This window comes from Streptomyces sp. MBT65 (genome assembly GCF_016612545.1).
Lineage (GTDB): Bacteria > Actinomycetota > Actinomycetes > Streptomycetales > Streptomycetaceae > Streptomyces.
In genome coordinates this window covers 1-26,960 of the sequence record NZ_JAENRY010000021.1, presented here as the reverse complement: position 1 = coordinate 26,960, position 26,960 = coordinate 1, and the positions used below count along the sequence as shown (strand labels likewise).

General features: G+C 68.9%; 29 protein-coding genes. 6 read left to right on the top strand and 23 right to left on the bottom strand.

The genetic code is table 11. The features are described 5' to 3' along the window. Positions 1–5 precede the first annotated feature (5 nt). Together JHN63_RS07585 and JHN63_RS07580 are read left to right on the top strand one after the other, a co-directional pair. Complete coding sequence (locus JHN63_RS07585) at positions 6–1,688, top strand: rhamnogalacturonan lyase B N-terminal domain-containing protein (RefSeq protein WP_200678163.1); 1,683 nt, start codon at positions 6–8, stop codon at positions 1,686–1,688. A gap of 209 nt (positions 1,689–1,897) precedes the next feature. Beyond that, a complete protein-coding gene (locus tag JHN63_RS07580) occupies positions 1,898–2,305 on the top strand; it encodes a VOC family protein (RefSeq protein ID WP_200678162.1) in 408 nt (135 codons plus the stop codon). Here JHN63_RS07580 and JHN63_RS07575 read toward each other — a convergent pair. The 7 genes from JHN63_RS07575 to JHN63_RS07545 form a co-directional block, all read right to left on the bottom strand. Beyond that, positions 2,277–2,861 (bottom strand): GNAT family N-acetyltransferase, encoded by a 585-nt coding sequence (locus JHN63_RS07575; RefSeq protein ID WP_307781842.1) that lies wholly within the window; start codon positions 2,859–2,861, stop codon positions 2,277–2,279. The two genes, JHN63_RS07580 and JHN63_RS07575, sit on opposite strands and share 29 nt — an antisense overlap. Positions 2,862–2,919: 58 nt before the next feature. Continuing rightward, positions 2,920–3,867, bottom strand: a complete 948-nt coding sequence (locus tag JHN63_RS07570; RefSeq protein ID WP_200678160.1) for a MerR family transcriptional regulator — start codon at positions 3,865–3,867, stop codon at positions 2,920–2,922. A gap of 46 nt (positions 3,868–3,913) precedes the next feature. Then, positions 3,914–4,156 (bottom strand): hypothetical protein, encoded by a 243-nt coding sequence (locus tag JHN63_RS07565; RefSeq protein ID WP_200678159.1) that lies wholly within the window; start codon positions 4,154–4,156, stop codon positions 3,914–3,916. Positions 4,157–4,189: 33 nt separating this feature from the next. Continuing rightward, positions 4,190–4,513, bottom strand: coding sequence for a CPCC family cysteine-rich protein (locus JHN63_RS07560; protein WP_200678157.1), 324 nt, complete (start codon positions 4,511–4,513; stop codon positions 4,190–4,192). A gap of 17 nt (positions 4,514–4,530) precedes the next feature. Beyond that, positions 4,531–4,716: a hypothetical protein gene (locus JHN63_RS07555; protein WP_200678155.1), complete on the bottom strand. Its 186-nt coding sequence runs from the start codon at positions 4,714–4,716 to the stop codon at positions 4,531–4,533. Positions 4,717–4,819: 103 nt separating this feature from the next. Continuing rightward, complete coding sequence (locus tag JHN63_RS07550) at positions 4,820–5,974, bottom strand: right-handed parallel beta-helix repeat-containing protein (RefSeq protein WP_200678153.1); 1,155 nt, start codon at positions 5,972–5,974, stop codon at positions 4,820–4,822. A gap of 119 nt (positions 5,975–6,093) precedes the next feature. Beyond that, entirely contained in the window at positions 6,094–6,885 is a 792-nt protein-coding gene (locus JHN63_RS07545) for an HAD family acid phosphatase (RefSeq protein WP_200678151.1), read from the bottom strand. 202 nt (positions 6,886–7,087) lie between these two features. Here JHN63_RS07545 and JHN63_RS07540 point away from each other — a divergent pair, with 202 nt between their 5' ends. The 3 genes from JHN63_RS07540 to JHN63_RS07530 all read left to right on the top strand — a co-directional run bounded on the left by JHN63_RS07540 (position 7,088) and on the right by JHN63_RS07530 (position 8,237). Then, complete coding sequence (locus tag JHN63_RS07540; RefSeq protein ID WP_200678149.1) at positions 7,088–7,339, top strand: hypothetical protein; 252 nt, start codon at positions 7,088–7,090, stop codon at positions 7,337–7,339. A gap of 140 nt (positions 7,340–7,479) precedes the next feature. Beyond that, positions 7,480–7,779, top strand: a complete 300-nt coding sequence (locus JHN63_RS07535) for a polymorphic toxin type 24 domain-containing protein (RefSeq protein ID WP_200678148.1) — start codon at positions 7,480–7,482, stop codon at positions 7,777–7,779. Positions 7,780–7,796: 17 nt separating this feature from the next. Further along, entirely contained in the window at positions 7,797–8,237 is a 441-nt protein-coding gene (locus tag JHN63_RS07530) for a hypothetical protein (protein WP_200678147.1), read from the top strand. A 46-nt stretch (positions 8,238–8,283) separates the two neighbouring features. Here the strand turns inward: JHN63_RS07530 and JHN63_RS07525 are convergent, their stop codons facing one another. The 15 genes from JHN63_RS07525 to JHN63_RS07455 all read right to left on the bottom strand — a co-directional run bounded on the left by JHN63_RS07525 (position 8,284) and on the right by JHN63_RS07455 (position 25,160). Next, entirely contained in the window at positions 8,284–9,396 is a 1,113-nt protein-coding gene (locus tag JHN63_RS07525; protein ID WP_200678146.1) for a chondroitinase-B domain-containing protein, read from the bottom strand. 43 nt (positions 9,397–9,439) lie between these two features. Further along, positions 9,440–10,462, bottom strand: a complete 1,023-nt coding sequence (locus JHN63_RS07520) for a pectinesterase family protein (protein ID WP_200678204.1) — start codon at positions 10,460–10,462, stop codon at positions 9,440–9,442. Positions 10,463–10,464: 2 nt separating this feature from the next. After that, positions 10,465–11,613, bottom strand: coding sequence for a pectinesterase family protein (locus JHN63_RS07515; RefSeq protein WP_200678145.1), 1,149 nt, complete (start codon positions 11,611–11,613; stop codon positions 10,465–10,467). A gap of 48 nt (positions 11,614–11,661) precedes the next feature. Then, positions 11,662–12,960, bottom strand: coding sequence for a polysaccharide lyase family 1 protein (locus tag JHN63_RS07510; RefSeq protein WP_200678202.1), 1,299 nt, complete (start codon positions 12,958–12,960; stop codon positions 11,662–11,664). A gap of 29 nt (positions 12,961–12,989) precedes the next feature. Further along, positions 12,990–13,775, bottom strand: coding sequence for a rhamnogalacturonan acetylesterase (locus tag JHN63_RS07505; RefSeq protein WP_200678144.1), 786 nt, complete (start codon positions 13,773–13,775; stop codon positions 12,990–12,992). A 94-nt stretch (positions 13,776–13,869) separates the two neighbouring features. Further along, entirely contained in the window at positions 13,870–15,207 is a 1,338-nt protein-coding gene (locus JHN63_RS07500) for a sugar ABC transporter substrate-binding protein (protein WP_200678143.1), read from the bottom strand. Positions 15,208–15,334: 127 nt separating this feature from the next. After that, positions 15,335–16,849, bottom strand: coding sequence for a glycoside hydrolase 43 family protein (locus JHN63_RS07495; RefSeq protein ID WP_200678141.1), 1,515 nt, complete (start codon positions 16,847–16,849; stop codon positions 15,335–15,337). Further along, positions 16,846–17,691, bottom strand: coding sequence for a PmoA family protein (locus JHN63_RS07490; RefSeq protein ID WP_200678139.1), 846 nt, complete (start codon positions 17,689–17,691; stop codon positions 16,846–16,848). The genes JHN63_RS07495 and JHN63_RS07490 overlap by 4 nt, the downstream gene beginning before the upstream one ends. Then, on the bottom strand, positions 17,691–18,920 hold the full coding sequence (locus JHN63_RS07485; protein WP_234476266.1) for a Gfo/Idh/MocA family protein: 1,230 nt from the start codon (positions 18,918–18,920) through the stop codon (positions 17,691–17,693). The genes JHN63_RS07490 and JHN63_RS07485 overlap by 1 nt, the downstream gene beginning before the upstream one ends. A 49-nt stretch (positions 18,921–18,969) precedes the next feature. Then, positions 18,970–19,854, bottom strand: a complete 885-nt coding sequence (locus tag JHN63_RS07480; RefSeq protein WP_200678137.1) for a carbohydrate ABC transporter permease — start codon at positions 19,852–19,854, stop codon at positions 18,970–18,972. Next, positions 19,851–20,786, bottom strand: a complete 936-nt coding sequence (locus tag JHN63_RS07475; protein ID WP_200678135.1) for a carbohydrate ABC transporter permease — start codon at positions 20,784–20,786, stop codon at positions 19,851–19,853. Before JHN63_RS07475 ends, JHN63_RS07480 begins: the two co-directional genes overlap by 4 nt. Positions 20,787–20,889: 103 nt before the next feature. After that, the gene (gene araD / locus JHN63_RS07470) at positions 20,890–22,620 is read right to left on the bottom strand and encodes an L-arabinonate dehydratase (protein ID WP_200678133.1); all 1,731 of its coding nucleotides are present in this window, start codon (positions 22,618–22,620) and stop codon (positions 20,890–20,892) included. Continuing rightward, complete coding sequence (locus JHN63_RS07465; protein ID WP_200678131.1) at positions 22,608–23,516, bottom strand: dihydrodipicolinate synthase family protein; 909 nt, start codon at positions 23,514–23,516, stop codon at positions 22,608–22,610. The genes araD and JHN63_RS07465 overlap by 13 nt, the downstream gene beginning before the upstream one ends. After that, complete coding sequence (locus JHN63_RS07460) at positions 23,513–24,205, bottom strand: GntR family transcriptional regulator (protein ID WP_200678129.1); 693 nt, start codon at positions 24,203–24,205, stop codon at positions 23,513–23,515. The genes JHN63_RS07465 and JHN63_RS07460 overlap by 4 nt, the downstream gene beginning before the upstream one ends. A 205-nt stretch (positions 24,206–24,410) precedes the next feature. Continuing rightward, on the bottom strand, positions 24,411–25,160 hold the full coding sequence (locus JHN63_RS07455) for an MBL fold metallo-hydrolase (RefSeq protein WP_200678127.1): 750 nt from the start codon (positions 25,158–25,160) through the stop codon (positions 24,411–24,413). A gap of 114 nt (positions 25,161–25,274) precedes the next feature. Here JHN63_RS07455 and JHN63_RS07450 point away from each other — a divergent pair, with 114 nt between their 5' ends. After that, complete coding sequence (locus tag JHN63_RS07450; protein WP_200678125.1) at positions 25,275–25,868, top strand: HD domain-containing protein; 594 nt, start codon at positions 25,275–25,277, stop codon at positions 25,866–25,868. 113 nt (positions 25,869–25,981) lie between these two features. On the opposite strand, the gene JHN63_RS07445 is transcribed toward JHN63_RS07450, so the two are convergent. Continuing rightward, a complete protein-coding gene (locus JHN63_RS07445) occupies positions 25,982–26,569 on the bottom strand; it encodes a TIGR03086 family metal-binding protein (RefSeq protein ID WP_200678123.1) in 588 nt (195 codons plus the stop codon). Positions 26,570–26,960 lie beyond the last annotated feature (391 nt).

Genomic DNA, 26,960 nt, shown 5'->3' with positions numbered 1-26,960 from the left:
GTCGCTTGAGCACGCACAAGAAGCACCTCACCCGCAGGCGGGTGCTCGGGGCCTCCGCGATCGGTGTCGCCGCCACCGGCGCGGCCGTCGCGGGCGGCACCGGTTTCCTCCCGTCCGCGTCCGCCGCCGCCTTCGGACACACGGACGACGGCTCCAACTACGTGATCACCACGGGCGCTTCACTGGTCTTCAAGGTCTCGAAGTCGACCGGTGACATCACGTCCCTGGCCTACAAGGGCAAGGAGTACGAGGGCTACGGCGGCAAGCACTCGCACGTCGAGTCCGGGCTGGGCGCCTCCACGGTCACCGTCAAGCAGTCGGGTTCGACGATCCTGGTGAAGGTGGTCCACGGCCCGATCACCCAGTGGTACGCGGCCCGCAGCGGCGAGAACAACGTCTACCTGTGGACGAACAAGGCGGACGCGTCCTTCACCGCGACGCGCTACATCGTGCGAGTGAAGCCGGGAGTGTTCCCCAACTCCGGCTCCGACGCCTGGAATTCGACCACCGACACGATCATCGAAGCGGGTGACGTCTGGAAGCACCCCGACGGCACGACCCGCTCCAAGCACTACTCGGGCAAGCGGACGATCGACTACGACCACGTCGGCTTCACCACCGGTTCGGTCGGCCTGTACCTGGTCCGCTCCAACCACGAGAAGGCCTCCGGCGGCCCCTTCTACCGCTCCCTGCTGCGCCACTCGAACGAGGGCGGCGCGGGCCTGTACGAGATCCTGCACTACAACGAGGCCCAGACGGAGCCCGAACGCTTCGGCCTCCAGGGCCCGTTCGTGGTGGCGTTCACGGACGGCGGCACGCCCTCGTCCGCGCTCTTCGCGGCGAACCTCGACACCTCGTGGGTGGACTCGCTGGGCATCACGGGCTGGGTCGGCAAGGCGGGGCGCGGGAGAGTGGCGGGCGTCGGTCTGAAGGGCATGGACGCCAAGTACCCCTACACCGTGGGCTTTTCGAACCCGGACGCGCAGTACTGGGCGAAGGCCGCGGCCGGCACCGGTGCGTTCTCCTGCAAGGGGATGCTGCCGGGGACGTACACACTGACCGTCTTCAAGGGCGAACTCGCCGTGCACACCGGGTCGGTGACGGTGACGGCGGGCGGTACGACGTCCTTGCACACCCTGAGCATCACGGGTGACCCGTCCGCTGCGGCGGCGGTGTGGCGCCTGGGCAACTGGGACGGCACACCAGGGGAGTTCAAGAACGCCGGGCTGATGACGTACGCGCATCCGTCCGACGCGCGGGCGGCGAAGTGGACGGGGAACGTGACGATCGGGAGCGGGAGCGAGGCGGCGTCCTTCCCGGCGTACGTGTGGAAGGACGTCAACGACGGCGTCCTGATCTACTTCAAACTGACGGCGGCACAGGCGGCCGTTGCGCACACGCTGCGGGTCGGGGTGACGACGTCGTACATCAACGCGCGTCCCCAAGTCACCGTGAACGACTGGGTGTCGACGATCCCCGCGCCGCCCGCACAACCCTCGACGCGTGATCTGACCACGGGCTCGTACCGAGGGAACAACCACACGTTCGTCTTCAACGTCCCGGCCGGCGCGTGGAGTTCGGACGTCACGAAGGACAATGTGCTGAAGATCAGCGTGGTCAGTGGTTCGACGGGGGCGGGGTTCCTGAGCCCGGGCACGTCGTTCGACTGCGTTGATCTACTGGCTTGAGTTGATCTACTGGCTTGAGCCGACGCTCGCCGGGGCCCTAGGCTCGACGATGTGACTGCCGGGTCGGCCATGGGCCATACACGAGTGGGGCACCCGGCCGCGGCGTGAGCGCGGGGCGGGCCAGAGCCCCGCCTTCTCTCCTTGTCTTCCCTCCCGGCGCCCGCGCACGGCGCTCTCACCGGACTCAAGACAAGGAGCCCCACCCACACATGACGCACGACCTCGACCTGCCGACGACCGTCCAGTTGAACCACACCGCCGTCTACGCCAAGGACCGGCAGCTGTCGGCCGAGTTCCTCGCCGCGATCCTGGGCCTGAAGGTCAGCGCCCCCTTCGGACCCTTCCTGCCGGTCGACCTGGGCAATGGCGTGACCCTCGACTACTACGAGAAGCGTGACGAGCCGATCCAGTCGCAGCACTACGCGTTCCTCGTGCCGGACGAGCAGTTCGACGCCATGATCGCCCGTCTGGAGGTGGTGGGCGTCACCTACTACGCCGACCCCCGCCACACCGAACCCGGCCGGATCAACCGCCTCTTCGGCGGTCGCGGCGCCTACTTCGAGGACCCGAACGGCCACAACATGGAGATCATGACCCGGCCGTACGCCCGGGCGTAGCACGCCGTACGTGGAGGTGACCATCGCGGGGAAAGGCCGGAGGCGCCGCGGGCAGGACACTGTCGAAGGCGTACCGGCTCTTCTCCGCGACCCGGCAGGAAGCCAAGTTGTCGACCTGGTGCAGGAGTTCGAGCCGCTCCAGCCCGTCGGAGGCGAAGGTGTCGAAGGCCCAGCCGGTGAGTGCCTCAAGGGCACGCGGGGCCACTCCTCGCCCGCGGGCGTGCGCGGCGGTCCAATAGCCCACCTCGGCCGCCGACTTACCCGGGACGACCTCCTTGAGGATCACGTTCCCCACCAACCGCCCACGGTCAACCCCGGGTTGCGCTTCCAGCACGGCAAAGCCGAACCACTCTCCCGCCGCCCAGCCCCGCTGCTGGTCCTGCACCCAGCGCGCCCCGTCAACTTCGTTGTCCACGACGGCCGTTGTCCACTGCCGCAGCACAGGATCCCGGCGCACCTCGACGAGTTCGGCAACGTCCTCCAGACGCCAAGGCCGAAGGAGGAGAGCGGGCGCAGCCGACGTAGCGGCAACCTGAAGTACGACGGCGGCATTCACGAACTGATTATGTACGGCGGTGATTTCACCCGAGGCCGGCCGTACCGCTGCCTCGTCATCACACAGTTCGGACACGCAGAGCCCGGACGGACCAGTCGAGCGCCGGGGCAAGACTCTCCGGGGCGGGCCACCCATTGACCACGGCGAGCAACTGCAGATACCGCTCCCGGCGGGGGTCGTTCACGCTCTCCAGCCGAGCCACCAGCCGACGTCGAAGGTCGACGTCGTCGGGTCGGCCGAGGAGGTGCGCATAGTGCACCGTGAAAGCCGAGACGAACGGATCAGCTCGCGGTGAGGAGGGATCGACGCCGGCGTCGAGGGCCGGCCCAACCTGCTCACGGACGACTCCGGCAATATCGCGGCGCGGCCCACTCCTGTCACCTCGGACCTGCAAGGCCACCTGCTCGGCGGCCTGCTCCTCAGCCAACTGCCGCACGGAGGCGCGGAATTCGGGGTCCAGAGACAACTCGGCCAACTCCACCCATGCCTGGACCTGTTCAGCCTCCGGGTCGTCGGGCAGCTCGGGGGTCATAGAGCGCATGACCCCGGCGAATGCAGGGACGGTGCCAAGACCGCCGAAGACGGCATCGAGGAACTCGCCGATCAGACACCGACGTTCGTCCTCGGAAAGCCGGGCAAGCCGATGCATGAATTCCATCTCCTCAGGTGTGGCCCCACGCTCGGCCACCGCCGTCAACACCGCACGACGCAGCCGCAGAACCCGGATCTGCACGGCCAGCGCGTCTGCGTGCGCCGCGGCGACGTCGGGCAACGAGAGCTCACGGTCCACGACCTTGCGGATCGTCGCGAGGTCAAGTCCGAGTTCGCGCAAGGTCCTTACGAGGTCCAGGCGTGCGACGGCGTCGATGCCGTAGAGGCGGTAACCGGCCGGGCTGCGGTCTGCCGGCGCCACGATCCCACGATCGGAGTAGAACCGAACGGTCTTGACCGAGAGCCCACTCCACCGAGCAAGCTCCCCGATCGAGTAGAGCGCGTCGCCTTCCATGCCCTCAGCTTTACGTCTCCCCTTACTGGAGACTCAAGTCCCTGGATCAAGAGATCCGCCCGGCTTCGTGAAGCGCGTCGAAAGCCATCTCATCGACGGCCGAGACCCGGTCCCGATCGCTGTAGCAGAGCCACGCCTTCTCGGCGATCTCCCTCGACGGAGTCAATCCACCGCGGTGACCGCCCGGGAGGTGGAAGAGATCTCTGCCGTGACTACGCGTCACCAATACCCGGTCGTCCCGGACCAGGACCCACGCCACCTTCTCCGGCACACCGTTGCCATCCGCCATGGCTCGGGACCGTATCGGAGGGCACGGTCCACGTCAGCACCGTCCGTGGATGGTTCCTGTTCCGTACGGTGTGCCGCTGTCTGGGTGCTCGTGGGGCAGCGGGGCCCTCGTGAACTGGGTGCATCGCTCGTTGCACGCGCCGATCTCCTGGTAGTTGCGGCGGGCGTTTCGAAGGCTCAGACCCTGGTTGGGGCCTCCTCGGACCTCTTCCGCATCGTGCTCGTCCTGGCCGTCGTCCTCCCAGAAACAGACCTGGCAGATCTCGTAGGCTCCGCGCTCGGTCAGAGTGATGAAGCCGCAGCAAGGACAGCGGTACGGTCCGTTCGTGGCGTCGCCTCGGACATTGATGAAGGTCATGGCCTACATCCTTGTGTCTAGGCCCGGTCCACATGTGGACCGGCACTTGGACGACTCCCCACCACGTGAAGCCGAAGGTCGGCCCCTCCCTCGGGGAACTCCTTCGCGGCTGCCTCCAGCGCCACTTCGACGGCCGCGTTGTAGGCCGCCTTGATCCGGGCTTCGCCCACCGTGGAGTTGGGGGTCTGGAGGTCGAAGTCCAACGTGATCGTCAGGTGCTTCGGCGCGGGGTCCTGTGCCGTGGGTCTCTCCCCTTGGTGACGTACGGAATCGTCAGTATGGGGGCGAAGTCCGCGCCGAGGCAGGTCAGTTCATCGTCGCCCCGATCACCGAAGACCCCGTCGTCAAGAACGTCGTCGACGGCAACACCCCACTCGACGACCGCGCCCCGTACGCCGTCGTCGCGTCCACGGACTTGAACGACGGAGTGGCGACCCCGCCGTCCCAGTTGTTCGCCGCCGACACCGTGCGCGAACCGAGCTTGTCCAAGCCCCCCTTGTTGCCCACCGCAAGGTTCCGGGCCAGCCGGGACTTGCTCGCCGCGAAGAAGAAGCCCGCCTCCGTGTTGGCGTACGCGGTGTTGCGGTTGAGGATGATCGCGCCGGTGTTGGAGTTCTCGGTGAAGCCGTTGAGGGTGTTGTCCCAGGCCGCGTTGTCGTTGACGACGTGGGCAACCGCGACGCCTCCGCCGCCCAGCTTGAAGCCGTTGCCGTTGCCCTCGAATGCGGAGTCGTTCCAGCGGTTCTTGCCGTTGCCGAACGCCCAGGAGTGCTCGATGGTGACCGGCGAGGAGAACTGCCACAGGTCGAGGCCGTCGTCCGAGTTGTTGTAGAGGCGGGCGCCGGTGACCTTGTTGCCGGTGCCGGAGCCGAACTTGATGGCGATGCCGTCCGCGTTCTGGCCGTGCCCGGAGGCGTCGTAGTTGCCGTAACTGTCCAGGTTCTGCACGAGGTTGTTCGTCGTGCCGTCGCCGCGCAGGGTGAAGCCGGAGTCGCCGTTGTTCGCCGTCACCAGGTTCTTGAAGATGCCGCCGACCGACGACGTGGCCACGAAGCCCTGGGCCGGGGAGTTCTGGAAAGTGAGGTTCTGGACGGTCCAGTAGTCGCCGTAGATACCGGCCAGCCACTGACCCGCGGGGAGTTTCGAACCGTCGATCCTCACCTTCTCCGAGCCGTACGCCTCCAGCGTGATCCGGGCCGAACTCGTGCCGTTCGCCGTGGACTTGAGGGTCGCGGCCGGGGTGTAGGTGCCCGCGCGGACCTGGATGACGGTGCCGGCGGTGGCGTTCGCGACGGCCGACTCCAGTTGGGCGGTGGTGGAGACGGTGATCGTGGCCGAAGCGGCTTGCGCGCCACCGCTGTTGAGGCCGAGGTAGACGCCGCCCGCCCCCGCGGCGACGGCCACCGCGGCGGCGATCGAGAGGGTGCGGGTTCTGCGGTGGCGTCCGGTGCTCGTGCGCACGGCGTTGGTTCCTTTCCTGGATGACGAGGACGAAACGGGCCGGAGGGGCCGCCCCGGCCCGTTTCTGATTCCTGGTCGCCGCCGTGGCCGGAAAGGGTTGCCACGCAGGCGGAGAAAACCTAGCTGACGAAGTACGTCGGGTTCGGGATCTTGTAGGTCTTGTCGGCGTAGCCCCCGTCGAGGTCCGAGTACTGGTCGCCGAAGTTGGCGATGATGTTGTACCCGAGGTCCTCGATGTGCTTCCGGGTACCGGACTTGTACTGGACGGTGGTGCAGGTCCAGGTACCCGGAGTGGCGCAAGCGCTCAGGTACGACGGCGGGTTGTCCGCGTCCTTCAGGAACATGTGGGCGGCGTCGAGGTTGACGTCCGCGCCGACCTTCTTCAGGTTGTCGACCGCGTAGGTGCGCTGCGACTCCTTCAGACCCGAGTTGTAGAAGACCGTGACGCCCTTGGACGCGGCGTACTTGACCAGCTCGGGGGTGCCGAAGACCTCCGGGCGGTTGGCCAGGGCCACGTACGCGGCCCAAGTGGCCGAGCTGTAGCCGTAGTTGTTCTTCTTCTCGTAGTCGAGGCTGAGCAGCAGCGTGTCGTCGATGTCGAAGACGACCGCGGGCTTGACGCCCTTGTGGTGCTTGCGGACGGCCTCGTCGATGTACCGCTTCGCCGACGCGTCGATGCGCGCCAGGTCCTTGGCGTACGGGCTGGTCGCCGAGGCCTGGTACACGCCGTTGCTGTCGAGCGTGGTGCCGTAGTAGGTGTCGATGTCCTTCGACAACAGGCCGATGTTGTAAGGCTCGTGCGTCGAGTTCGCGGTCGACTGACCGGCGGTGGCGACGCCCGTGCCGTACAGGGCGGCACCGGCGACGACACAGGCGGCGCCGAGGGCGGCCGCTCTAAGGGACTTCCGCATGGAATCTCCGGATCTGGTTCTGATGGGTGATGCACCAGGTCAGGGACTGTCTACGCGCATCACACCGTGGAGGCGAGAGCCTTTATCCGATCGATACATAACCCACAGGGTGGGGAATTACCCACCCTTGGGGCCCACTTGACCTTCCCTTGGTCGGATTCCCCTGCCGTCGTGGACGCAGTTGCGAATGGGGGAACGCTCGATGGGTGACGGCAAGGACCCGGCCAAGGTCCTCGACATCAAGACCGCCGATCTGAAGCGGGCGGCACCGGACCTCCAGACGGCGGCAGTTGATCTGGGCAAGGCGCTGACCACGCTCGTGGAGTCCCTCGACGGGCTGGGCGAGCCCTGGGAGAACGACATGGTGGACGGCCATGTCGACAACGACGAGTTGATCGCCGGGATGTTCACCGAAGTGAAGGTCACGAAGGCGGACGGTGCCGGTGAGCGTTGAGGACGAGGCCCGGAAGATCCTGCTGCATCTGGGGCTTTGGTGGCCGGAGGCCGACTCCGGGAAGCTGCGGTCGGCGGCGACCGCCTGGCGCACCTTCGCGGACGCCGTGATCGAGGCGTTCGGGAAATTCTGGCCCCGAAGTGCGGCATCGATCTGTCCAACGCGACCCCGCACAGCGGCCGTTTCCCCAGTCGGCCAAGCCGGACGAGATCCTGGTGCGGCGCAAGGATGACGGAACCGTGACGGCCTACGCTGTCTACGACGATCAAGGCCTTCCCAACAAGCGGGTCGACGTGGATCCGAGTTCCAAGCCGCACGGTGGGGTGCCGGCACCCCATGTGCTGGAGACGTCGAAGAACGTGAATCCCAAGACCGGTCAGGTGTTCCTCACCTGGAACAAGATGCCCCGGGCCGCCCGGCCCGACGAGCTTCCTCAGTGAGCGAGAAGAAGAACCCCATGGACCCCCAGAGCATCCCGGACGTCAGGGAGTGGACGGCAGCGATAGGCGGTGGCACCGACTATCTGGACTATCTCTCGCAAGAGGCGGGCCTGGGTGAATGGGCCGCGTTCTCCCGTGTATTCATGCCGCGATTCGTGGAGGTGGACGGCTGCGTGCTGTGGGACCGCGTCTACGAGCCCGACAACTTCCGCGCCTGGCAAGAGCAGTTGGGGGGCGACGCGACGTCGGTCGAGGCCATGCTGAATCAGCTGCGGCTGTGGCTCTACATCGATATCCCGGACGACCACGAATCCGAGGCCGGTGCACTCGCGTTGGCCGAGGACATCGGGGCCTCATGGCGGCGCTCCCTGACCGACGCCTTCCCGGACCGCGCCTTCGAGGTCGCCGCGACCGATTCGGAGGACGGCCCGATCGTGAGCTTCGTGACGGTCCGGTGAGGACGTGGGCCCAGCCCGAGACACCCGAACTGGGCCCCCGCACTGGTCAGTTCATCGTCGCCCCGATCGTCGTGCTTCCGGTGGTCAGGAACGTCGTCGCCGGCAGCGTGCCGCTCGACGAGCGCGCGTTGTACGTCGTCGACGCGTCCGTGGAGACGAAGGACGGGGTGGAGATGCCGGAGTCCCAGTTGTTGCCGGCCGAGGTGACCGCGGAGCCCTTGCTGACCGAGCCGCCGCCGTTGCTCACCGCGAGGTTCTTGCCGAGTTTCGCGGAGCTGGTGGCGAAGTAGTAGCCCCACTTGCTGTTGGCGTACGCGGTGGTGCGGTTGATCACGAGGGCACCGGTGTTGGAGTTCTCGGTGAAGCCGTTGCCCGCGTTGCCCCACGCGGCCGAGTTGTTGATGACGTGCGCGACGACCTCGCCGTCACCGCCCAGCTTGTAGCCGTTGCCGTCACCCGCGAACGCCGAGTCGGACCAGCGGTTGACGCCGTTGCCGAAGGACCAGGTGTGCTCGACGGTGACGGGCGTGGAGAAGGACCAGAAGTCGATCCCGTCGTCCGAGTTGTTGTACAGCCGTGCGCCGGTGACGAGGTTCCCGCTGCCGGAGCCGAACTTGATGGCGACGCCGTCCGCGTTCTCGCCATGTGTCGCGGCGTCGTAATTGCCGTACGAGTCAAGGTTCTTGACCGTGTTGTTGACGGTGCCGTCGCCGGTGAGCGTGAAGCCGGAGTCGCCGCCGTTGATGGTCTTGACGTTGTTCCAGTTGGTGCCGGTGCAGGACTGGCAGACGACCGCGCTGTCCGGGGAGTTCTGGAAGGTCAGGTTGGAGACGTTCCAGTAGTCCGCCGTCAGCTTGAAGATCCAGGACCCCGACGACAGTGACGAACCGTCGATCTTGACCGTCTCCGAGCCGTACGCGGTGAGCGTGACCGGCGAGGACGACGTGCCGTTCGTCGTGGACTGGAGGGTGGCCGTCGGGTAGTACGTGCCGCCGCGCACCTGAATGACCGTGCCGGCGGTGGCACTTGAGATCGCGCTGGTCAGTTCGGCGGTCGTGTCGACGACGACCGTGGCGGCCTGCGCCTGGGTGGGGAGCACGGCCAGCCCGGCGCCGAACGCCAGGGCCGTGCCGAGAGTGAGAGCGGTACGACGAGACATAGGAGTGCGGTCCTTTCCTCGTACGGGTGCGAACAGGGGGACTTCAGGGACACCAGTCGCCGAGATAGGTCGCGGGGGTGTGCAACGCGGCCTCGGCGGCGGTGAGTTGGGACCGGTTCTCCGGGACGGTGATCACGGAGCCCGGGCCTGTGTTGCGGTATTCGTGGAAGCGCATCGACTGCCAGGGGTAGGCGTCGCGCATGTTGATGTAAGGCGCGACCGGGTCGATGCCGGGCCCGATCCGCGTGTCCCGTATGACGAGGGACGGCCAGGCCGTCGTCTCGTACGACGGGACCCACGGCCGGGCCAGCTTGTACGCGGCGTCCTCGGCGCCGGAGGTGATCCGCGAGCGGACCGCGAGGATGCCGTGCGGGTTGGCACGGGCTGTGGACGGGGCGAAGACCATGCCCTTGGGTGTGAAGGCCACGTCCCGTTGGAGGGTGTGGAAGTGGCAGTCCGTGAAGACGGCGGTGGCCCGCCCGAAGACGAAGTCGACGTCTCCCTCGATGTAGCAGTGGGTGAAGTACTGCCGGTCGAAGGCGTCCAGCGCCGAGGTGTCGACGAAGAGGGTGTCCTGGTGGGCCAGCAACCGGACGTGCGAGAACCGCGAGCGGTCACCCGTCACATACGCGGCCACGGCCTGCGTCCCGGTGATCTCCGGATGGTCCGCGCGCAGCCAGTCGTTGGCGAGGGTCAGGTTCCGTACGGTCAGCCGGGGCGCCGCCGAGGTGAAGGTCGCGGAGCCCGCCGTACCGTACGTCCCCGAACCGTCCGGTCTCTGCGTCCCGTTGGCGTTGTCGTGGACGATGACGACGTCTCGTGGATCGCGCCCACCGCCGCGCAGGGTCAACTCGCCTTTGTCCGTCGGCACGTTGACGACCTCACGATACGTCCCCGGGTGCACGACTATCATCCAGCCGTTGCCGTCCACCGCGTCCACGGCCGCCTGGACCGAGTCTCCGGGCCGCACGTGCAGGACCCGCCGCCGGTCGAGACCGAAGGCCGGTGCCGCGCCGGCGGACACGAGGCCTCCGACGATCCCCGTCAGGAGTGTGCGTCTGCGCAGGGTCATCTCCGCCCCGGCTTCCAGTCGCCGAGACAGGCCTCGGGCGTCGCCGACTCGGCCTGCTCCGGGGTGAGTTGGGGCCTGTTCTCCGGGACGCTGATCGCGGCACCCGGGCCCGTGTTCCGGTACTCCGCGAACCGCTGGCTCTGCCAGGGATAGGTGTCGGACATGTTGGTGTACGGCACCACCGCGTCGATCCCCGCGCCCAGCGCGGTGTCCCGCACGGTGAGCATCGGATGCGCGGTGGTGTCCGAGCCGGGCACCCAGGGCCGGGCCAACTTGTAGTAGCCGCGCGGGGCTTGGCTGCTCACCCGGCTGCGGGTCACCAGGTATCCGCGCGGATTGGCGACCGCCGTGGAGGGCGCGAAGACGAAGCCGTACGGTGCCGTCGCCAGGTCGGCGCGGTCGAGCGTCCGGAAGTGGCAGTGGTCGTAGACGGCGGTCGCCCGTCCGAAGACGAAGTCGACGTCCCCCTCGACGTAGCAGCGCGCGTAGTACTGGCGGGCGAAGACACCGAGGGCCAACGAGTCGGCGTACAGGGTGTCTTGGTGCCCCAGGAAGTGGCAGTCGAAGAACGCGGACCGGTCGCCCTGCACCTTGATCGCGACCGCCTGCGTGCCGGTGATGTCGGGGTGGTCGGCGCGCAGCCAGTCGTTGGCGAAGGTGATCCGGCGAGCCGTGAAACCGTCGGTGCGGATCAGCGTCGTGGCCGAGCCGGAGGTGCCGTAGGTGCCCGAACCGTCGGGTTTCCGGGTGCCGTTGGCGTTGTCGTAGACGATGACGACGGCACGCGGGTTCTCGGAGGCGCCGAGCCATGTCATCTCGCTTGCCGCGTCGGAGAGTTGACCGGTCGCCGGGTCGGTGACGCCGGCGGTGACCGTCTCCCGGTAGACGCCGGGCGCGATGACCAGGGTGTACCCGGCGCCGGTCGCGGCGGTGACGGCGGCCTGGACGGTGGTGAAGTCGCCCCGGCCACGCGGGTCGACGTACAGGGTGAGCGGGGTGAGACGCGCGGCAGGTGAACCGTAGCGGCCGAACGGGCGGGACTGTGTGGCGGCCGAGGCCGGGCCGGAAGCGAGACCGAGCGCGGCGCCCGCCGCGAGGAACCCCCGTCTGGACAGGGGACGTTGGAGGTGCTCGTGCAAGGGCATGCGGGTGCTCCTGATGACGAGATGGCGAGGTGACGAGGTGACGAGGGGTCAGCGCAGGCGGCCCGCACCGGCGTTGCGGTCGACGATGAACGGCACGGCCCTCGCGGGGTCGGTCTTCGTGCGCAGGGTGGGTGTCCAGCCCGCACCGGACTGGAGGATCTCGGTGGGCACACCGGCGTTGTGGACGGCGATCAGGTCGGTGAGGGTGCCGTTGACGTAGTTGTCGTCGGCGGTGAGCGGCGCCTCGGACCACTTCTTGAGGACGGTCGCCTCGGAGATGCCCGCCGGGACCGTGAACGCGTTGTGCTCCGCGACGAGTTGGGACTCCTTGCCGATGCCGTAGCTGTAGCCGTATCCGGGTTCGGCGACGAAGTGGTTGTTGTAGGAGTCGACCTGTCCGAACCGGACGCGGGGCGCGCGCTCGACCAGGTTGGAGAACAGGTTGTGGTGGAGCGTGACCTTCAGATGTCCCCGGTCGACAGCGGCAGTTGACGCGCTGTCGCTGTTGCCGATGAGGATCGTCTTGTCGTGGTCGGTGAAGACGTTCCAGGAGGCGGTGACGTAGTCGGCGCCCTTGACGATGTCGAGTTCGCCGTCGTGCTGCTCGAAGATCCGCCCGTAGTAGGTGGGCAGTGAGCTGTCCGGGTGCTCGCCGTCGGTGAACGTGTTGTGGTCCAGCCACACATGGGTGGAGCCGTAGATGACGGCGCTGTCGTACTCGGAGTTCCAGTTGCCGGTGGCGGTGTCGGTCGGGTCCCACTGCGGGAAGCAGTCGAGCGGGCTCTCGAAGGCGAGGTTGCGGATGATGACGTTGTCGACGGCGGTGATCTGGAGGCTGGCGCCCTTGAACCCGGCGTTCCTGCCGATGCCGACGATGGTGGTGTTGGCGGGGACGGCCGCCTTGATGACCTTGTTCTGGTTGGCGGCCGACACCCGGCGCAGGCCCTCGGGGCTGTCGGCGGGCTCGTTGTCGAGGTTCTGGTCGTAGCCCCAGACGGCGGGGTCGTAGGTGGCGAGGTACTGGGCGAAGTCGTAGCCGGGCGTGGCGAAGGAGTCGCAGCCCTCGGCGTTGGCGTCGATGGTCCCCTTGATTCTGATGATCTTCGGGGCGGTGCCGCCGGCGGCCAACGCGGCCTTGAAATCAGCCCAGTTGGTGACGGTGTAGACGTGATCGTGGGTGGCGGCGGCGCCCCCGCTGGTGCCGGTGCCGTACGACGCCCAGCCGTTCCCCGCGCCGAGGGTCTCGCGGGCGAGGCTGCGGGTGTGGGCCTGGGCGGTGGTGCCGGTGAGGGCGAGCGCGAGTGCCGTGCACCCCACGAGCGAAGCAATGACGCGTACATGACACATAGATATGCGCACTGTGCGGTTCTCCTTGCTCAGCGGAGGTCCGAGGCGTCCGTCGCCTCGGGCCAGGTGATCCAGGACGGGGGAATGTCGTCGCGCAGCCGGACGACGTCACGCGGCGCGAGCACCCGGGTGCGCAGCAACTCCCGCACCACGAGCCGCGCCACGGCGATCGCACCGGGCGGATTGAAGTGCGTGTTGTCCTGCTCGGTGTCGGTCCAGTTGAAGTAGACCTTCGTCTCCTCGACCCCGAGCCGCTGCCACAACGCCAGCGACAACGCCTCGATGTCGAGCAACGCGACCCGCTCCTGCTGGGCGAGCGCGCGCATCGCGGCCGGGTAATCGCCGTGGGTCGGCAGGGAGTTGCCGTCGGCGTCGAACCTGCGGCGCTCGACGGGGGTGGCGAGCACGGGCCGGGCACCACGGCTGCGAGCCCCTTCGAGGTAAAGGCGCAGATAGTCCTGGTACGTCGTCCAGGGCTCGGTGTAGCGGGTGGGATCGGCGACCTTCTCGTCGTTGTGCGCGAACTGGACGAGGAGGAGGTCGCCGGGCCGAATGGCGGAGAGAATGACATCCAGCCGACCTTCGTCGACGAAACTCTTCGAACTCCGGCCGTTCACGGCATGGTTGGCGACTCTCACTCCCCTCCGCAGGAAGAAGGGGAGCGCCATTCCCCATCCGGTCTCGGGTGCTTCGGTGGAGTACTTCTGGGCGGCGGTGGAATCACCGGCGATATAGAGAGTGCGATCTCGCCGACCACCCCGTAAGGGAACGGCGGCAAGTGCACCTAACGCGACTTGCCGCCGGGTAAGAGACACGACTGGCTCACCTCTCGTCTTCTTGGGGCGGGGGGGGACTGCACGCCCAGCCACAACGAACCCGCAGTCCCCCACCAACCGAAACCACCCGATCTCAGTGGTTCTTCTTCCAATCCGCCTGCGCCGCGTTCAACTGGTCGGCAAGCGTGTCCAGAAACTCCTTCGCCGTCATCTTTCCGAGCAACAGCTTCTGGAAGTTGGGCTCGTTGTCGGCCTTGGAGATCGTGTTCCAGTCGGGCAGGTAGTACGGCAGCTGCACGATCTTCGTGGACGCCCCGTTCAACGCCGCCGCGGCCAACTGCGTCGGCTCGGACTTCTGAATCCACGCCGCGCTCGCCGCGTCCGTGTTCGCCGGAACCTGCCCCGCCGACTCGTTGTACTTGGAGTTCTCCGCCGCGGAGACCGCGAACTCGATGAACTTCCAGGCCGCGTCCTTGTTCTTGCTGGACTTGAACAGACTCAGCCCGTCAACGGGGTTGGAGATCTGCACCCGCGTGCCGTCGTCCTGCGTCGGATTGGGAATGCCCTTGAACTTGTCCGCACCCAGCGCCTTCAGGTGATCCTGATAGGACCCGAGGTTGTGACTGAGCATCCCGATCGTGCCGCTGTCCCACTGCGCGACCATCTTGGTGAAGTCGTTGTTGAGGTCGGCGGACGGTGTGTCCTTCTTGAACAGGCTCACGTACTTCGCCAACGCGGCAACGTTCTTCGGGTCGTTGACCGTCGTCTTGTCGCCGTTCCAGAAGGACGTGATCCCGGTCTGCCCGTACACCGCGTCGAGGGCCGGCGCGATGGACCCCTCACCCCCGCGAATGGTGAAGCCGAACTTGTTCTTCGCCTTGTCGGTGAGTTTGTCGGCGGCGGCGTAGAACTTCGACCAGGTGGTCGGCGCGTCCAGACCCGCCGCCTTGAACAGGTCGGTTCGGTACCACAGCGTGCCGTTGTTCGCGGAGGTCGGGATCTGATACAGCGTGTCCCCGCCACCGGCGGACTTGCTGACGTCGAGCAGGTTCTGGCTCAACTTGCCGTTCAGGGAACTGGACTTGAGCCGGCTGTCCAGCGGCTCCAACGCCCCCTGCACCGCGACCTCGGCGAGCACCGCGGTCCCCACGCCGCCGACGTCGGGCAGCCCGCCGCCCTGGATCGCGGTGTCGTACTTGGACTGGGCGCTGGCCGCCGGTATCCCGACGTACTTGACCTTGATGGTGGGGTTCTTCTTCTCGAAGTCCGCGATGATCTGCTTCCAGATGTCGGTGCGGACACCGCCGTTGTTGTCCCAGAACGTGATCGTGCCCTTGCCGGAGCCCTCGTCGCCCTTGTCCCCCGCCGCGCCACTGCCGCCGTCGCCGCAGGCGGTGGCGGTCAGCGCGAGCACGGAGCCCAGGGCGACGGCCATCGCGGCACGCCGGCTTCTGCGGATGCTGGTCTTCATAGGTCGGCTCTCTTCTTGTGGATCCAGCGGGGTCATGAGGGCGCGAGGCATTGGCAAGCGCTTGCTACGGAGGTGCGTCATTGCGACTCCCAACAGGCGTACGGGCAGGGCGAGTTAGCAGGACGAGTTACTGAACGGAACTGATCCGGAACCGCGTGAACACGGCCGCGCCGGCGTGTCCCGGACCGGCGGGCGCGAGCGCGAAGAGCCCGAGCAGGGCACCGACCCAGCGCCAGGGGGTGGCGGCGAACACCCGCCCGGTCGGACGCGGCCCGCCCCCGACGTCGTAGAAGAAGCGGCAGCGCGCGCCCGCGCCGATCTCTGTCCGCAGCCGGACGCGGGCGTCGGGGGCGAGGCAGGACTCGCCCGCGTCCCGTTCGCGCTCGGCGGTGGGCTCGGCGAAACGGTGGACGAAACGGACCTCGCCGTCGGTGCCCCGCTGGAGTCCGATCCAGCTGTAGGCGTCGCCCAGCACGGCGAGCCCGGCCCGCGCCCCCAACTCCTCGCTGTGCAGCCGTAGTTCGACCTCGACCGCGACGGGGGTGCCGGGCAGTCGCTGGGTGAGGAGGTTCGGGAGTCGGCGCAGGTCGTGGGCGTCGGGCGTGCGGGCGCAGGTCAGACGCAGCCCGTCGCCCGAGTGGTGGGTGGCCCAGCCGTCCTCGGGGTTCGCCGTCCACTGCCACTGGCGACCGTACCGTCCGCCGGGGAAGTCGTCGTCGGTGGCGGGCGCTGCGGGCGGCTGCGGCGGGAGATCCGGTTTCCGGTGTACGGCCACGGGGGCGCCCTCGTCGCCGATGACCGGCCAGCCGTCGTCGCCCCAGCGCATGGGCTGGAGGTGGACCAACCGGCCGTAGGCGCCCCGCTGTTGGAAGTGCAGGAACCAGTCCTCGCCGGACGGGGTGCGCACCCATGCGCCCTGGTGGGGGCCGTTGACGTCGGTGTCCTTCTGCTCCAGGACGACCTTCTCCTCGTAGGGGCCGAAGAAGCCGCGTGAGCGGAACGCGCCCTGCCAGCCGGTCCCGACTCCCCCGGCGGGCGCCAGGATCCAGAACCAGCCGTCGTGTTGGTGGACCTTGGGGCCCTCCAGGGTGAACCAGCCGGGGAGGCGGTCCGCGTCGACGATCACCTTGCCGTCGTCGAGGAGGGTCGTGCCGTCGGGGTGCATACGGTGGCCGGTGAGGCGGTTGTTGATGCCCGCGCGGGACTTGGCCCAGGCGTGGACGAGGTAGGCCTCGTCGTCGTTCTCCTCGTCCCACAGGGGGCACGGGTCGATGAGGCCCTTGCCCTCCTTGAGGAGATGGGGACGGGTCCAAGGGCCCCTGATCTCGGGGGCGTTGATCTGGAAGATGCCCTGGTCGGGGTCACCCCAGAAGATCCAGAAGCGTTCGTCGTGGTACCGGAGCGCGGGGGCCCAGACGCCGCAGTCGTGCCGGGGGGTCCTGAACTCCCGTGCCGGTTCCAGGCGTTGGAGGGCGTGGCCGATCAGGGTCCAGTTGACCAGGTCGCGGGAGTGCAGCAGCGGCAGGCCCGGTACGCGGCCGAAGCTGGACGCGGTGAGGTAGAAGTCGTCGCCGACGCGGATGACGTCCGGGTCGGACCAGTCGGCGTTCAGGACGGGGTTCGTGTACGTCTCGGACGTCACTGGCTGACCGCCTTCCGCACGAGCGCCGCGGCCTCGGCCCGGTCCAGGCGGCCGTCGGCCACGACGGTGACGATCCGTCGTACGGCCGTGTCTCCGGGCGGGATCGGCAGCCGCTCGTCCGACGCCAACGACGCGCCCACGCCCGGGTATTCGGCGGTGCGGACGAACCACGGGTCCTGGCGGGTGCGGTCGGTGGCCCCGGCGAAGACCAGCGTCCAGCCGGTGCCGGCGAGGGCGAGCCAGTCGGCGCAAGTGCCGTGGACGACGTGTTCGCCTTCGCGGTCGGCGGTGAAGACGTGCGGGGTGTCGGCCTCTTTGCGCGCCCGCCAGAAGAAGCCGCCGTACGCGGCTCCGGGGCGGCCGTTGGTGGCGGGGCTGCCGATCGACAGGGGGTCGGGCGTCACGTTGGTGAGCGAGAAGGTGAAGTCCAACGCCCAGGCGGTGTCGGTGAGTTCGGTGGCCGCGACCGTACGGCGTTCGCGGAGCAGCTCGGCGCCGGAGGCCACCCAGCGGAGTTCCTCGACGAAGCCGTCGGGGTCGCGGAGCTGGAAGGCGGAGTGGCGTTGGGCGCCGTGGTTGTCCAGTTCCGTGGGGCCCTGGCCCTGGACGTAGGTGCGGCCGCCCCAGAAGTTGTGCCCCTCGACGTCGGGAACGGCGACACCGACGCCGAGGTGGTGGGTGTGGTCGACGGGGCTGAGTTCGGTGACCGCCGTACCGGACAGGGTGGTCACGGGGTGCAGATAGGGACGTGGGGAGAGCCGGTCGGACAGCTCGGGCCGGGTGACGTACCGGGCGACCGGGCGGCCCGCGACGCGGAGCACCGGCGTGTCATGGGTGATCATCAAGGGCTCACCTCTTTCGGTGGGGCCCAGGGGGCGCCCAGCTCGGAGTAGAGGGCGAGGGTGTCGGCCGCCGCCGTGACCAGCGCGTCGATGCCCGGGACCACCCGGCGGTTCTCGGTCGGGATCAAGTGCCATGCATCGGTGGGGAGTTGGGCCGGGTCGGGGGCCTCGCGGATCGCCTCGACCACCTTCATGAAGGCGCCCGTCGCGTCCGGTTCGACCAACAGCGCCTCGCCGTCGGCGAGATGGGCGACCAGGTTCTCCAACAGGTCCGTGCTGCCGTACTCGAACTCCTCGGGGCCGTGGCCCGCCCGCTGGAGCAGTGCGCGGTCCTGCTTGTACCAGTAGGTGATCCGGCCTTCGCTGCCGTGCACCAGCACATAGGGCTCGCCGGGGTGTTCGGCGCAGAGCGTCACGGCGACGGTGACCGGGCGGCCCTGGACGGTGGTGACGCGGACGCAGGAGGTGTCGTCGGACTCGATGTCGTTGGCCCGGACGAGTTCGGTCTCGATACGGGTGACGTCCTCGGCGCGGGTCGTGCCGTTGAGGGCGAGGGCGGTGGCGACGGCGTGCGCGAGGGGGTTCGTCAGCGCGCCGTCGATCACGTCGACGCCGTTCAGGCGCCGCTTGCCGGCCCAGGGGGCGCGCCGGTAGTACGCCTCGTCGCGGGCCCAGGCACCGGCCCCGCCGACCCCGGTCAGGGTGCCGATGGCGCCCTCGGCGATCAGCTTCCGGATCGCGGGCACGGCGTGCGAGCCGAGCGACTGGAACCCGATCTGGCAGGCCACTCCGGCCGCGGCGACGCCGTCGGCCATCCGGCGGAACTCGGCGTACGACGGCGCGGGCGGCTTCTCCAGAAGCAGGTGCACGCCTCGCTTCGCGGCGGCCAGGGCGAGGTCCGTGTGGGTCGGGATCGGTGTGCAGACCACGGCGACCCGGGCGTCGGTGGCGTCGAGGAGTTCCCCGAAGTCCGGTGACTGGGCGGGGAGTTCGCCGCCGAACTCCTCCTCGGTCAGCGGGGTCAGCTCGCAGATGCCGACAAGGCGTACGAGGCCCTTGTCCTGGAGCCGGCGGATGTTCTCGACGTGCCAGCGGCCATGCCCACGGGCGCCTGCGAGGACGACCGGGACGGGCAGGGGAACGGGCACGGGGGCTGTCGTGGCGGCGGGCGCGGGGGCCGTCGTAGCCACGGATGCGGGGGCGGTCGTAGGGCCGGTCTTGGATGTCATGGGAGTCTCCCTGCGTCGACGATCTTCGCCAGCAGGGTAAGCGGTTGCCTCATCCCTTCACCGCCCCCGCGCTGAAGCCGGTGATCAGCCACTTCTGGATGAAGGCGAACACGATCACCACGGGTACGGCCGCGACGATGCCGCCGGCGGCGAGCGCGCCGAGGTCGACGCTGTCCGCGCCCATCAGGGTGTTGAGGCCGACCGGGATGGTCTGCTTGCTCTGGTCGGAGAGGAACATCAGGGCGAAGAGGAAGTGGTTCCAGGCGTGCACGAAGGCGAAGGAGCCGACGGCGATCAGTCCGGGCCGCAGCAGCGGGAGGACGACGATGCGGAACGCGGTGAGGCGGTTGCAGCCGTCGACCCAGGCGGCCTCCTCCAGGGACTGCGGGACGTTCCGGATGAAGCCGCTGATCAGGATCATCGACAGCGGGAGCTGGAAGACGGTCTCCGCGATGATGACGCTGCCGAGCGAGTTGATCATCTGGAGCTTGGCGAAGATCTGGAACAGCGGGACCAACAGCAGGGCGCCCGGCACGAATTGGGAGCAGAGCAGGGCCAGCATGAAGACGCGTTTGATCCTGAACTCGAAGCGGGCGAGCGCGTAGCCGCCGGCCAGGGCGACGACCGTGGTGAGGATCAGGGTGGCGACGCCGACGTAGACGCTGTTCTGGAAGTAGACGCCGAAGCTGCGTTCGGTCCACACCTTCTGGAAGTGGTCGAAGGTCATCGGCCAGGGCACCAGGGAGGTCGAGCCGGCCGGGCGGAACGCGAAGAGCAGGATCCAGTAGAAGGGGATCAGGGTGAAGACGAGGTAGATGCCGAGGGGGACGTAGATCTGCCAGCGCGGGACCTCGTCCCAGGCGCGGCGGACCTTGCGCGGCTGGTGCGGCGCGGCCGTTTCCCGCTCGCGGGCCGGGGCGATCTCGGTGATCACTTGTCGCCGCCTCCGAACTTGCTCAGCCGCAGATAGATGATCGAGAAGAAGAGGAGAATGACGAACGCGACGGTGGTGAGGGCCGACGCGTAGCCGAAGTTGTGGGCCTCGACGCTGGTGTTGGCGACGTAGAGCGGGAGCGTGGTCGTCTCGCCGGCCGGGCCGCCGCCGGTCAGGGTGTAGAGGAGGTCGACGTTGTTGAACTCCCACACCGCGCGCAGCAGCGTGGACAGCACGATCGCGTCCTTGAGGTGCGGCAGGGTGATGTTCAGGAACTGCTGGAAGCGGCTCGCGCCGTCCACCTCGGCGGCCTCGTAGAGGTCCTTCGAGACGGACTGGAGGTCGGCGAGGATGAGGATCGCGAAGAAGGGGACGCCTCGCCAGAGGTCCGCAACAACCGCTGCGGAGAAGACCGTTGAGGGGTCGGAGAGCCAACTCGTGCCGTACTGGCCGATTCCCATGTCGGCGAGGTAACGGGTCACGCCCGTCTGGGAGTTGTAGAGCAGTACCCAGATCGCGGAGGTCAGGACGCCCGACACGGCCCAGGGGGAGAAGACCAGCGCGCGGCCGATGGAGCGGCCCACGAAGGTCTGGTTGACGATGAGCGCGAGGGCCAGTCCGAAGAGGAGTTGGAGGCCCACCTCTACGACGACCCACTTGGCGCTGAAGGTCAACGTGTCCCAGAACTGCGGGTCGTTGGTGAACGCGTGGGTGAAGTTGTCCAGGCCCGCGAAGCCGTTGCGCCAGGGTTTGGTGGGGTTGTAGTTCTGCAGGCTGTAGTAGAAGACGCTGATGACCGGGTAGGCGATGAAGCCCAGCATGAGCAGCCCGGCCGGGGCGATCAGCAGGTACGGGAGCCTGCGCGGGGTCGCGGAGGCACGGCGCCGCCGGGGTGGCGCGGGCGGTTTCGCCACGGCTGCGGCTTGGGCCATGACTGTTCTCCGTTCGCTTGCGGTGGGTCGTGTACGGGGTGAAGCGCGGGGGTGAAGCGCTTTCCCCTTGGGCGTGGTGCGGCGCTGTGCGTTGCGAGGGGGGCTAACCCGCGTACGGGTCCGGCACCTGGCCCGGCCGGGCCAGGAACTCGAAGTCGCAGCCGGTGTCGGCCTGGGTGATCTGTGCGTTGTAGAGCACGCCGTAGCCGCGCTCGTAGCGTGCGGGCGGCGGGGTCCACTCCGCCCTGCGGCGCGCCAACTCCTCGTCGTCCACGTTGAGTTGGAGGGTGCGTGCCTCGACGTCCAGGGTGATGGTGTCCCCGGTGCGGACGAGGGCGAGCGGTCCGCCGATGTACGACTCGGGTGCGATGTGCAGCACGCACGCGCCGTAACTCGTGCCGCTCATCCGGGCGTCGGAGATGCGGACCATGTCCCGGACGCCCTGCTTGAGGAGGTGGTCGGGGATCGGGAGCATGCCGTACTCGGGCATGCCGGGACCGCCCTTGGGGCCCGCGTTGCGCAGCACCAGCACGCTGTCGGCGGTGATGTCCAACTCCGGGTCGTTGATGGTGCGTTGCATGGTCCGGTAGTCGTCGAAGACGACCGCGGGGCCGGTGTGCTTGAGCAGGTGCGGTTCGGCGGCGATGTGCTTGATGACGGCGCCGTCGGGGCAGAGGTTGCCGCGCAGGACGGCGACCCCGCCCTCGGGCGCGACCGGGTTGTCGCGCGGTCGTATGACGTCGTCGTTGTGCACCCGCGCACCGGCGAGCTGCTCGCGGAGGGTGTCGTACGAGACCGTCGGGCGGTCCAGGTGGAGCAGGTCCGTGATCCGGGAGAGGAAGCCGGGCAGGCCGCCGGCGAAGTGGAAGTCCTCCATGAGGTACGTCCGTCCGCCGGGCCGTACGTTCGCCAGGACCGGGACCGTGCGGGCGATGCGGTCGAAGTCGTCGAGCGTGAGGTGGACGCCCGCGCGGCCGGCCATGGCGATGAGGTGGATCACGGCGTTGGTGGAGCCGCCGAGGCCGAGGACGGTGGTGACGGCGTCCTCGAAGGCGTCCTGGGTGAGGATCGACGAGAGAACACGCCCCTTGTGGACTTGTTCAACGATCCTCATGCCGGATTGCGCGGCCATCCGATCGTGCCCCGAGTCCACGGCAGGGATGCTGGACGCGCCCGGCACGGTCGCCCCGAGCGCCTCGGCCGCCGCCGTCAGCGTGGACGCCGTCCCCATGGTCATGCAGTGGCCGGGCGAGCGCGCCAGGCCGCTCTCCAGCTCGGTCATCTCGCAGTCGCCGATGAGGCCGGCGCGCTTGTCGTCCCAGTACTTCCACATGTCGGTGCCGGAGCCGAGGATCTCGTTGCGCCAGTGGCCCGGCAGCATCGGCCCGGCGGGGACGAAGACGGTGGGCAGGTCGACGCTCGCGGCACCCATGAGCAGCGCGGGGGTCGACTTGTCGCAGCCGCCCATCAGGACGGCGCCGTCGACGGGGTACGACCGCAGCAGTTCCTCGGTCTCCATCGCGAGGAGGTTGCGGTAGAGCATCGGGGTCGGCTTCTGGAAGGTCTCGCTGAGCGTGGAGACCGGGAACTCCAGCGGGAAGCCGCCTGCCTGCCACACGCCCCGTTTGACCGCCTGGGCGCGGTCACGGAGGTGCACATGACAGGGATTGATGTCCGACCAGGTGTTGAGGATCGCGATGACGGGCTTGCCGAGGTGCTCCTCGGGGAGATAGCCGAGCTGGCGGGTGCGGGCCCGGTGGCTGAAGGAGCGCAGCCCGTCAGTGCCGTACCACTGGTGGCTTCTGAGCTCTTCCGGTGCCTTCATACGGACCATCCGGCGGCTATCGCGGCGACCTCGGCGCGCTCGCTCTCGGGCAGGGGCTTGCTGGGGGGCCGTACGTCACGGCGGCACAGGCCGAGGGACGCAAGCGCTTCCTTGACGATCGTGACGTTGTTCGCGGAGCCGTTCGCGGCCCTCAGCTCCTCGAATCGGCGGATCTGTTCCCATACCTTCATCGCCCCCGGAAAGTCGCCCGATCGAAGCGCTTCGATCATGTTCAGCGAGACGGACGGGGCGACGTTCACGAGTCCTGAGGTGAAGCCGGTGGCGCCCGCCGAGAAGTAGGAGGGCGCGTACGGTTCGGCCAACCCGGCCACCCACACGAAGCGTTCGAGCCCCGCGTCCCGCGCGAAGGCGGCGAAGCGGGCCGCGTCCGGGACGGCGTACTTGACGCCGATGACGTTCGGGCAGTCGTCGGCGAGTTCCGCGAGGCGGGCGCCGAGGAGCTGGGCGTTGCGGATGTACGGGACGACTCCCAGGTCGGGCACGGCCTCGGCGATCGCGCGGTGGTAGTCGACCCAGCCGCCCTGTGAGACATAGGGATGGACGGGCTGATGGATCATCACCATCTGGGCGCCGTGCTCGCGGGCGTGCCGGGCCGAGGCGATGGCGGTGGGCACGTCGTGGCCGACGCCGACGAGGACGGTGGCCCTCCCGCCCGTCTCGTCGAGGGTCAACTCCGTGACGAGCTGCCGTTCTTGAGGCGTGAGGGTGTAGAACTCGCCGGTGTTCCCGTTCGGCGTGACGATGCCGATCCCGCCGTCGAGCAGTCGGCGCAGCAGGGCCCGGTGGGTGTCCTGGTCGACGCCGCCGTCCGCGGCGAACGGGGTCACCGGGATCGCCACCACGTCGGCCAGGGCGGCCCGTTGGGCCTCGAACGTCGCCGTCATGCCCGACCGTCCTCTCCGGGGGTCTCCGGCTCGGTGCCGGGCCCCTGTCCCAACTCGGTGCCGGGGAAGGCACGTTGCACGAACGACGCGATGTGGGCGTGCAGCGCGGTGGCCGCGCCGTCGGCGTCGCCGTCGAGGGCGAGCCGCAGGATCTCCCGGTGTTCGCCGGCCTCCCGCTCCCAGGAGGGGGAGGCCGCCCAGGCGACGGCGGAGACGAGGGCGGCCTGGTCGCGGACCTCGTCGAGCATCCGGCCGAGCAGCGGGTTGCCGCACGGCAGGTACAGCGCGCGGTGGAACTCCCGGTTGGCGAGGGAGCGTTCGGCGGTGTCGGTGGCCTCGTCGGCGCGGGTCAGGGCGTCGCGCGCGGCGTCCAGGGAGGCACGGCGACGGACGGCACGCCGGAGCGCCTCGGGTTCGAGGAGCAGCCGGACGTCGTACACCTCGCGCGCCATGTCCGCGTCCACCATGCGCACCGTGACGCCCTTGTACTGGTTCATCACGACGAGCCCGGTACCGGCCAGGGTCTTGAGCGCCTCGCGCACCGGGGTCTTGGACACCCCGAACTGTGCGGCGAGTTCGGTCTCGACCAGTGGCTGACCCGGCGTCAACTGCCCGGTGAGGATGCGGCGTTTGATCTCCTCCTGCACATACTGCGTGCGGGACGGGATCGGCGTGGGCACAGAGGTCATGCGCGCCTCTCGGATGTCACGTGGCTGCGGGGCGCGGACCGGATCCCACCCGTCCGGCCCGCTCGTCCGGCTCTCGTGTATCCGATCTCGCGTATCGCGTCTCATATATGACGTACGAAGTACGACGCGTTGAAGGTAGGAGCGGCCCAGTGTTTCGTCAATGCTTCTGACAGAAGAACCAGAAAGCGCTTCACATGACCGCGCTTCACATGGTCTTGGTGACACCTTCGAGCGCGGCCGAGGTCCGGCCGGGGAAGATCGCGGCGGCGCGCTCCAGCGCCGCTTCCCTGGTGAGGGTGGGTCCCACATGGGTGATGAGGAGTTCGCGCGCGCCCTTGGCGCAGGCGCCGGCGTCCTCTGGCGTGAGATGCACCTGGCGTTCGCCTTCGCGATGCCGGTCGATGTCGGCCTCGCACAGGAACACGTCGGCGCCGCCCGCGAGTTCGGACAGTGCCTCGCAGGGTCCGCTGTCCCCGGAGTAGCCGAGGACACTCCCCTGGCACTCGGCGCGCAGCCCGTACGCCTCGACGTCGTGGACGACGGCGCGTGCGGTGAGGCGGAGGTTCCAGTGCCGGACGGCGTGGCCGTCGTAGAGCGGGCGGAAGTCGAAGACGCCGCTCAGGAAGCGGACGTCCGGCTGCCCGAAGAAGCCGGCGAGTCGGCGGGCGCAGTCCTGCGGCGCGTAGAGCGGGATCGGGTCGGCCGGGGTCATCCCGCCGAAGGCGAACGCGTAGGCCGCCGCGAGGAGATCGGCGCTGTGGTCGGCGTGCAGATGTGAGATCCAGATCGCGGTGAGCCGCGCCGGGTCCGTGTGCCGCTGCAACTCCGCGAACGTCCCGGTGCCCGCGTCCACCCACACCTCGGCGCCGCCGCCGCGCAGCAGGTACCCGGAGCAGGGGCGGCCGGGGCGCGGGTGCGGGGAGGCGGTGCCGAGGACGGTCAGACTGAGGGGCATGGTGGGGAAGAGTACGGATCCGGGGCCCTCGGCACTCACATTTCAGGGCGTTCCGTGGTGCCCGGCCTCGGACCGCCCGCGCCTGGGCACCGCGGTCAGTACCCTGACGCGGTGATGGCCGACTCTCTCCTGTCGAGGGCGATGACCGGTGTCGTCGACCCGCCGTTGCTTCCGCTGCCTGATCGGGTGGTCGAGCTGCTGTCGGAGCTGGGCAGCCCGCCGCGGCTGGCGGCTCATCTGCGGGCTGTCCACGACGTCGCCCGCCAGCTGGTCGACTGGGTCGAACTGCGCTGCCCCGCCGTGCGGTTCGAGCGCGAGGCGGTGCTCTTCGGGGCGGCGACGCACGACGTGGGGAAGACGCTGCACGTCTCCGAGCTGTCCGGGCCGGGGGCGGCGCACGAAGAAGCGGGACGGGCTCTTCTGCAACGCCACGGCGTCAGCCCGGAGTTGGCCCGCTTCGCCGCGACGCACGCGTCGTGGGGGCGCCAACAGGTGGGCCTGGAGGACCTGTTGGTGAGCCTCGCCGACAAGGTGTGGAAGAACAAGCGGGTTCCCGAGCTGGAGGATCTCGTCGTGGCCCGGCTGACCGAGGCGAGCGGCCGGGCGGTCTGGGAGGAGTTCATGGCGCTCGACGAGGCCCTCGCCGGTATCGGTGAGGGGGCGGACGAGCGGCTGGCGTTCCAGGCGTCGTTCCCGGTTCACGGCTGAGAGAGCCCGGTCCACGCCTGAGGCGCCGGGTCCACGGCTGAGAGCGCCAGGCTACGGCTGAGGGCACCGGTCCACGGCTGAGGGCGCCCGATCCACGCCGGAGGGCGCCGGGTCTACGGCTTCCAGCCCGGGTCCCGTCCGCTGAGCCCCACCGCCCGGTCCAGCAGGGGCGCGTCCGTCGGTACCGGGACGACCGGTCCGAAGATGCCCCCGCCCCCGGTCGGGCCCTCGGCCGCCGCCAGCAGGAAGGTGTACGACGTCTGCAGCGCGGCCGGGTCGGGCTCGTAGGGCTGGCCGGTGGCCACGGCCAAGTCCCAGCCGTGGATGACCAGTTCGTCGGCGACAACGGCGGCGGCGACCGCGCCGGGGAGGTCGATGCCGCCCGCGCGGGTCATGCCGGTCCAGGCGGCCGGGTCGCGCCAGGCCTCGGCGAGTCCGTCGAGCACCTTGGGGAAGTCCTCGCGCCAGCCGGGGCCGATGTCGGAGGCGCCGGTGTCCGGTGCGGTGTCCGTCATGACGCCCAGGTCCTTGCGCGCGGCGTCACGGAAGGCGACGGACAGGCCGAGCAGATGCCCCAGCATGTTGCGTACGGCGGTACCGGGGCACGGGGTCACCTCCCTGAGCTGCTCGTCGGTGACGCCCTCGACGAGACGGGCGACGACGCGGGTCTGCGGGCCGAGGTCCAGGATGCTGTCGGTCATGCGCTTTCCTTCCGGGGTGCGGTCTCCACTCGTGGGGTAGACCGGCGGGGGCCCCGAAACTCATCGCTCGGCGGCTTCAGCGGGGGGGGCGCTGCTGGGAGTGGGCGCGATCCTCCGGCGTCGCTCGCTCTGGACGCGTCCTCGTGCTGGTCACCGTCCTCGCCTCCGGACACGTACGCGTCACCGCCTCCCTCACCGTCCTCGCCCTCCGGACCCGCACGCGTCACCGCCTCCGGACTCGCACCCGCGCCCGTCGCCGCCTACGTCCCCGGACCCGCGTACATCCCCGACCCCACACCCACACCCGCTCTACGTCCCCGAACCGCCTCCGCTTCCGTCCCCGACCCGGCTCCGTCTCCGACCCGACCCGGCTCCGTCTCCGGCTCCGTCT